The organism is Polaromonas sp. P4_F4 (assembly GCF_056401355.1).
Window position 1 is genome coordinate 22588 of record NZ_JBFUJO010000040.1, and the last position, 6739, is coordinate 29326.

Consider the following 6739-nt stretch of genomic DNA (forward strand, 5'->3'; position numbering starts at 1 on the left):
GGGTCAGACTTGAGCGCAATTCAACAGCTTAGGCGGCTGAACTGCGCTTGAAGCCACTCGGCGAGTTCAAACTCCACGCCTTGCAGTTCACCAGCCCCCAGCCATATCAAGCCATACTGACTGCCATCAGGGTCAAAGCCGGCGGGCGCCGCGAGGCTTCCCCGTTCCACATCGTCAACGGCGAGTACGAGCGGACTCAGGGCGACACCCAGGCCCGCAGCTGCGGCCTCGACGATCAGCGAGTGATGGTCGTAGTAGCGGATCTCCGTGGGTCGGCGCGCCGACGGATGGGTCTTCAGCCATTGCGCCCATGCATCGGGCCGGGTCTTCGACCCGAGAGCGAGATAGTCGCCGTGTTCGAAGCTCGGCACCCATTCCGGCCTCATCACAGGCCCGACTCTTTCGGCGAAAAGGGGCCGGACGTTCCACGCCGCGGGCACCGCGAAATCCAGCCGTCGAATAGCGAGGTCGACCTGATTCTTGCGAAAGTCCACAAGCCCTCCACCCACGGAGAGGTGGAGGGCAATGTCCGGATGCGCCACTTGAAACCCCCCCAGCCGTGGAATGAGCCACCGCACGGCAACTGAAGGCTCGCAGGAGAGCACCAGGGCAGTCTTCCCAGCACTGGTAGCACGCAGGCTTTGCACGGTGGCGGCCAACTCACCGAAGAACCTGCTGAGGGTGAGGTTGAGTGTCTCGCCGGCCGGTGTGAGCCGCAGGCCTCGCCCACTCTTTTCAAACAAGCTGACCCCGATGTCATTGGCGAGTTTGGTGATACGGCGGCTGACGGCGCCGTGCGTGAGCGCAAGCGAGTCTGCGGCAAGCCGGACCGAGCCCAGCCGCGCTGTGGCTTCGAACGCTCGCAGGTCGTCGAGCGAAGGTATGTCTGAACGATCCATTGGTGACAATATATCACCGGTATCCCTCAGAAATTATCGCTTTTCATAGCTTGATGAGGTTTTGATAATTGATGCATGCGCACCAATTACCAGCCCAGCATAGCGATCCTCGCCGACGACCTGACCAGCGCGGCAGATGGCGCGGCACCTTTCGTCGCTCGCGGCCTGACGGCGGCTATCGGAAGGGGCCAGCTTCCGCGCCAGGCGGCCGGGGTGGTTGCAGTCGACAGCGCTTCGCGGTCCGCGACTTCGTCGCAGGCATTCGAGCGGGTCGCCCGATTGACCGGCCAGCTTGCCGGCCGGGACCTGCTCTACAAAACGGTGGACTCCACGCTGCGCGGCCACATCGCGGAGGAGCTTGAAGCATGCTTTGCAGCGAGCGGCCGCAAATCCATGGTGTTTGCACCGGCCTTCCCCCAAGCCGGGCGTACGACGGTGGGCGGCATCCAGCTCGTTGACGGCATACCGGTCTCGGAGAGTTCGTATGGCCATGACCCCGTACATCCCGCGCGGCATTCCGCGCTGGCCGACCTGGTCCCGAAGCGCATCACCAATGTCACGCTGCTCGATGCGCTGACGCAGGAAGAACTTGACTCGCAGATTGCTTCCATCGAGGAGCCGGAGTCGGTCCTCTGGGTTGGCTCTCCCGGGATGGCTGCGGCGCTGTCGCGGCGTTTTGCGCCGGCGAAGACCCCGGCGCCATCGATCGATGGCATCAGCAACGATGTCCTGGTCGTCATCGGGAGCGCGAACCTGCGCAGCCACATACAGGCCGACCAACTCCAGCAGGCCGGCGGCGTCATGCTGCTGCGCGGACCCAGGACGCGCGAGCGGGACCCGGCCGCGGTGCTGCGCCGTATTGCGGAAGACGCGGCAGGGCAGCTTCAGGACCCACGCTTCGGCGCGCTGGTCGCCACCGGCGGCGACACGATGGAAGCCGTCCTGGACCTTCTCAATGTCCGTGAGTTCGAGATTCTGCAAGAACTCGATCCCGGATTCCCGCTGGGCCGCGCCAGGCTTGGCGATGGGCGCTCGCTCCTGCTCGCCATGAAGGCCGGTGGCTTTGGCGGCGATGACGCCCTGGAGCGCGCTGTCGTGCGGATACGTGGAGCAACCCAAACCTTATGAACGGATTCACTGTGAAGAATATTCCCCCCCCGCTTGCCCTGACCATGGGCGACGCATCCGGCATTGGGCCGGAGATCGTGGCGAAGGTACTTGCGAAGGGCGGCGAACGTGTCGTCGTGTTCGGTAGCCATGTCGTCATGCATGACGCCGTGCGCCGGCTCGGGCTGGACATTGAGGTGCGGCGCATCAAAGCGCCCGATGCGGCCCAGTTCCAGCCGCGGGTCATTGAAGTCATCGAGGCCACCCGCATCACCGAGCCGCCGCCCGTAGGGCAGATCAGCGAGATCTCCGGGCAGGCCGCCTTCGATGCCATCGTTGCAGCCATCGCGGCGGCGAAGGCCGGAGAAGTGAGCGGCGTCGTCACGGCGCCGATCAACAAGGAGGCGATGGCCAGCGCGGGAATCCGCTACCCCGGCCATACGGAAATCCTGGCCGACTACGGCGGTGCGAAGCGCGTGGCGATGATGCTTGCGAATGACGACATCCGCACGGTGCTTGTCACGATCCACACGTCGCTGCGCAAAGCGATCGAACAAGGCGATTTCGACGCCCAGATGTCCGCCATCCGGCTTGCCCACGAGGGTGGAAAGGCTCTCGGCTTCGCGGCCCCGCGTGTCGCCGTGGCGGGTCTTAACCCGCACGCGGGTGAGGGGGGTCTCTTCGGGGACGAGGAGATCAGGATCATCCGGCCGGCAATCGACGCGGCCCGAGCCGAGGGCATCGATGCCACCGGCCCCTATCCGGGCGATACGGTCTTCATGCAGGCGCGCCAGGGCCGATTCGACGTTGTCGTGGCCCAGTACCATGATCAGGGGCTGATCCCTGTGAAGTACCTCGGGCTGGAAAAAGGCGTGAACATCACGCTGGGCCTGCCCTTCGTCCGCACCAGCCCGGATCACGGCACGGCATTCGACATCGCGGGCAAGGGTGTCGCAGACCACGCAAGCCTGGAAACGGCGCTTGCCTACGCAAAGCGCCTCGTCGCCGCGCAAACCAAGACGAACTAATTCAAAAAGGAAGCACCATCATGGGTCTACGTTTCATCTTCATGCTTACCCGCAACGACCGCACGGTTCCGGATGCGTCGCAGCAACTTCAGACTGCGCTCAGCCTAGGCGTACGGCACATGGGGTTCAAGGACATCGGCTTGCCAATCGAGCAACTGAAGGGCCTCAATGCGGCCATCAAGGCGGGCGGGGCAACCTCCTATCTGGAAGTCGTGTCGCTGGACCGCGAAAGCGAAATTGTTTCGGCAAAGGCAGCCGCCGAAATCGGCGTTGACGTTCTTCTGGGTGGCACGCGCGTCGACGACGTGCTGCCGATCATCAAGGGCACCGGAATCCAATACTTCCCGTTCGCCGGCCGGATTACCGGCCATCCGAGCGTGCTGGAAGGCAGCATCGAGGAAATTGTCGAAAGTGCCAGGACGATCACAGCGAAAGACGGCGTGCATGGTCTGGACCTGTTGGCATACCGTTCGGCGGAAAACGTGCCCGAGTTGATGAAGGCCGTTTGCGCGGCAGTCTCCAAACCTGTCTTCATGGCGGGTTCGATCGATACCCCTGAACGAATTGCCGTCGTCCAGAATGCCGGCGCAGCGGGTTTTACGATCGGGACCGCGGCTTTGGACGGCAAATACCCGGCCAACGGGAAGGACGTGCCAAGCCAGCTCACCGCCATCATTCGCGACGTCGCGGCCCTGAACAAACACCTTTCGCCGATTCGCAAGAAGAACCTGTCAACTGCGCCTGCCGGCGAAGCCGAGGGCCAGGTCAACAACCTGCAATTCAGGGTTGCCAGGTTCGAGGGAAGCTCTCCCTGGTCATTTCGGCAGCACGACGATGAACTGTTCTTTGTTCATCGGGGACGCCTGCTTATGAGGTTTCGCGACCGTGAAGAGATTGTCGAGACGGGAGAGTTCATCGTCGTACCGCATGGCGTTGAGCACTGTGCGGTGGCTTTGGACGGGGAGGCGTCTGAAGTGTTGCTGGCAACCACGACTGCTTAGCTTGGCTCCCGCCAGGCGCTGGTCGCGCGCCCCATGGTCCTGGCAAGCATCCGCGGTATCGGAGCGCGGCTTTATGCAGTTAAATACATGTTTCGCCGCTATTAATACAAGGCTGACATGAACTACCGCCAGATCGAGTGCTTCCGCGCCGTCATGCACACAGGCTCGATGACGCTTGCCGCCGCGCAGCTGCACACGTCGCAGCCGAACGTGAGCCGGGCCATCGCGCTGCTGCAGCGCGAGACGCAACTGAATCTGTTCGAACGTGTCGGGCAGCGTGTGGTCCCCACGCCTGAAGCGCAAGCGCTGCTGAAGGAAGTGGACCGCGTTTACGTGGGACTGCAGTCCATCGGTGCGGCGGCGGACCGCATCCGCACGCTGGGAGTTGAAGGCTTGCGAATCGCCGTATCACCCGGCATCAGCATCAGCCCGGTGCCGCGCATCCTGCAGGTCTTTCGCGGACTGCGCCCGCTCGTGCCGGTCGTGGTTCACACGGCCGACTCCGCGACGATCTGCAAGTGGGTGTCGTCCGGCTATTACGAGCTCGGCCTGGTCGGCTACGTCGCGCTGCCGCAGGAGGTCGACACCGAGCTCGTGTATTCGGAGCGTGCCGTGTGCATCGTGCCGCGGGGGCACCGGCTGGGGCGCAAGCGCAAGGTCGGTCCTTCGGATTTGGCCGGCGAGTCGTTCATATCGTTTGCGTCCCCGGACGTGATGCGCGCGGCCATCGACAGAGTCTTCGATCCCGAGGTGCGCAGGCTGGAGATCGAAACTTCGCTGGCGACGGCGGCCTGCGCGATGGTGGCGCGGAGCCTGGGCGTCAGCATCGTGGATCCGGCGATGCTGAGCGAGCTTGCGCTCACGGGCGTGCATGCGCTGGAGTTCGAGCCGGCAATCCACTTCAACTGCCACGTGGTGCGTGCCCGCCAGCAGCCGGCGCAGGCGCTCGTCGCGGACTTCCTCGAGGCCGTGCGCATCGCGGTGGGCGGCCCCGAAAACATCGCTCGCAAGAAGGTCAGCCGATCGCCTGGGTGACCAGGGCCCAGCCGCCCTGGGCAGGCCCCCGCCCCGGCACGCGGCCACGGACCATGATGGTCCCACCGCCGACGCGCGGCAGCCCCAGGCTCTCCAGCCATGGCGACAAACCGCTCATGGTGTACACGTCGACGCGCACGAACCCCTCGGTGTGACGGCAGCAATCGGAGATCAGCACGCGTGCGGCATCGAAATCCGGCGCCGCCACCGGCCCGACGAGATGCCCGTGGCCAAAGCGGCGAAGCACAGCGAAGCCGGCGGCTTGGCCGCCGCGCTCGAGAACAACCGTCCTTTCCTGGGCGAACAAGCGGCGAAGCAGCTCGCCGCGCGGCATGCCCGCGCCACGGGCGTCCATCGCGATCAGAGATTCGACGTCAGCATCTGCCAGCGGCCGCAGGCGGTCCCCCTCACGCCCCGCCAGCGCCGGCAAGGCCGTAAGCACGCCCTGGTGCTGGTCGAGTTCGCCTGTGGGGACAAATCCCAGGCGCTCATACAGGCCGCGGCCTGCCACGGTCGCGTGCAGCAGCACGTCTCGTGGGGACAGGTGATCGAGCAAGGTCTCCATCATGCGATTGCCGATGCGCTGGCCCTGAAGCTCGGGCGCGACGATCACCAGGCCGATGGTGGCGTAGTTCGCCCCAAATTGCCAGGACAGTGCGGTGCCCAATACTTTCCCGTCGCGTTCGGCGACCATGCCTTGCCCTAGCGACAACGCAAACTGCCAGTCCTCGATCCGATGCGGCCAATTGAAGGTGCTGGATAAGGCGTGCGCAGCTGGCAAGTCGCCTGGCTCGAACGGGCGCAGGCGGGCGGCACCGGTGGTGGCGGGGGCTTCGAGGTGCTTGACCGTGATGGTGGTGGAGGCGGATGTCATGCGGTCGAGTATCGGTATGCAGACCCATGCAGTCCAATAAAAATTCCGAGGCCATGCATTCCGATTTGATATGCCAGCCCCACAGTCTACAGACTCCTATCAGGGGTTACCCGTATCCTTTTGGCCTATCAGATCAGTACATATCAATTTTGTATGAATATAGTCAAAACTTATATTTGACCGCATGAAGCGGCGTTCCGATACTCCGGGACATCAAGTCATTCCGATGACTCCAACCAACCCGACGCCCCTAACCATGACCACACAATTGCCCGCGCCTTTGGCCCCAGTGCATGTGGGCTTGATCGTCGAACGCCTCAAAGCCGCCGGCCGTCTGGATCGCCTGTTCATAGACGGTGAGTGGGTCCTGCCCTCAGGGCAATCCCGAGCCAGCGTCATCGACCCGTCGACCGAGGAGCCCGTCGCGCAGATCGCGTTGGGAACCGCTGAAGACGTCGCTGCGGCCGTGGCCGCCGCCCGCTCCGCCTTCGCGAGCTGGTCCGTCAGCTCCGCCGAAAGCCGGGCTTCGCTGCTCGGCCGCATCCACGCCTTGATCCTCGAACGGGCCGAACTGTTCGCCCAGGCGATCTCGCTGGAGATGGGCGCCGCCATCGGGTTTGCGCGCAGCACACAGGTGCCGGTCGCGGCCGAGCACATCCGCGTGGCCCGTGACAATCTCGCCAGCTATCCCTTTCTCACCCACCGGGGGGACATGGCCATCGTGCGCGAGGCCATTGGCGTGTGCGGCCTGATCACCCCATGGAACTGGCCGCTCTACCAGATCACGGCCAAGGT

At 64.1% G+C, this 6739-nt stretch carries 7 protein-coding genes; 5 read left to right on the forward strand and 2 right to left on the reverse strand.

All coding sequences use genetic code 11. From position 1 onward, the window contains the following. Positions 1-20: 20 nt before the first annotated feature. Positions 21-899: a LysR substrate-binding domain-containing protein gene (locus AC1DUR_RS24645; protein WP_477717552.1), complete on the reverse strand. Its 879-nt coding sequence runs from the start codon at positions 897-899 to the stop codon at positions 21-23. Positions 900-974: 75 nt separating this feature from the next. Here AC1DUR_RS24645 and AC1DUR_RS24650 point away from each other — a divergent pair, with 75 nt between their 5' ends. The 4 genes from AC1DUR_RS24650 (at position 975) to AC1DUR_RS24665 (ending at position 5070) form a co-directional block, all read left to right on the forward strand. After that, complete coding sequence (locus AC1DUR_RS24650; RefSeq protein ID WP_477717553.1) at positions 975-2027, forward strand: four-carbon acid sugar kinase family protein; 1053 nt, start codon at positions 975-977, stop codon at positions 2025-2027. Beyond that, complete coding sequence (gene pdxA, locus AC1DUR_RS24655) at positions 2024-3034, forward strand: 4-hydroxythreonine-4-phosphate dehydrogenase PdxA (protein WP_477717554.1); 1011 nt, start codon at positions 2024-2026, stop codon at positions 3032-3034. The genes AC1DUR_RS24650 and pdxA overlap by 4 nt, the downstream gene beginning before the upstream one ends. A 20-nt stretch (positions 3035-3054) precedes the next feature. Then, entirely contained in the window at positions 3055-4035 is a 981-nt protein-coding gene (locus tag AC1DUR_RS24660) for a cupin domain-containing protein (RefSeq protein ID WP_477717555.1), read from the forward strand. A gap of 117 nt (positions 4036-4152) precedes the next feature. After that, complete coding sequence (locus AC1DUR_RS24665) at positions 4153-5070, forward strand: LysR substrate-binding domain-containing protein (RefSeq protein WP_477717556.1); 918 nt, start codon at positions 4153-4155, stop codon at positions 5068-5070. Here AC1DUR_RS24665 and AC1DUR_RS24670 read toward each other — a convergent pair. Then, positions 5051-5944, reverse strand: coding sequence for a GNAT family N-acetyltransferase (locus AC1DUR_RS24670; RefSeq protein WP_477717557.1), 894 nt, complete (start codon positions 5942-5944; stop codon positions 5051-5053). The genes AC1DUR_RS24665 and AC1DUR_RS24670 overlap by 20 nt on opposite strands. 256 nt (positions 5945-6200) lie before the next feature. Between AC1DUR_RS24670 and AC1DUR_RS24675 the strand changes: the two genes are divergently transcribed. Next, the coding region (locus tag AC1DUR_RS24675; protein ID WP_477722296.1) for an aldehyde dehydrogenase family protein at positions 6201-6739 on the forward strand (539 nt) is incomplete at its 3' end.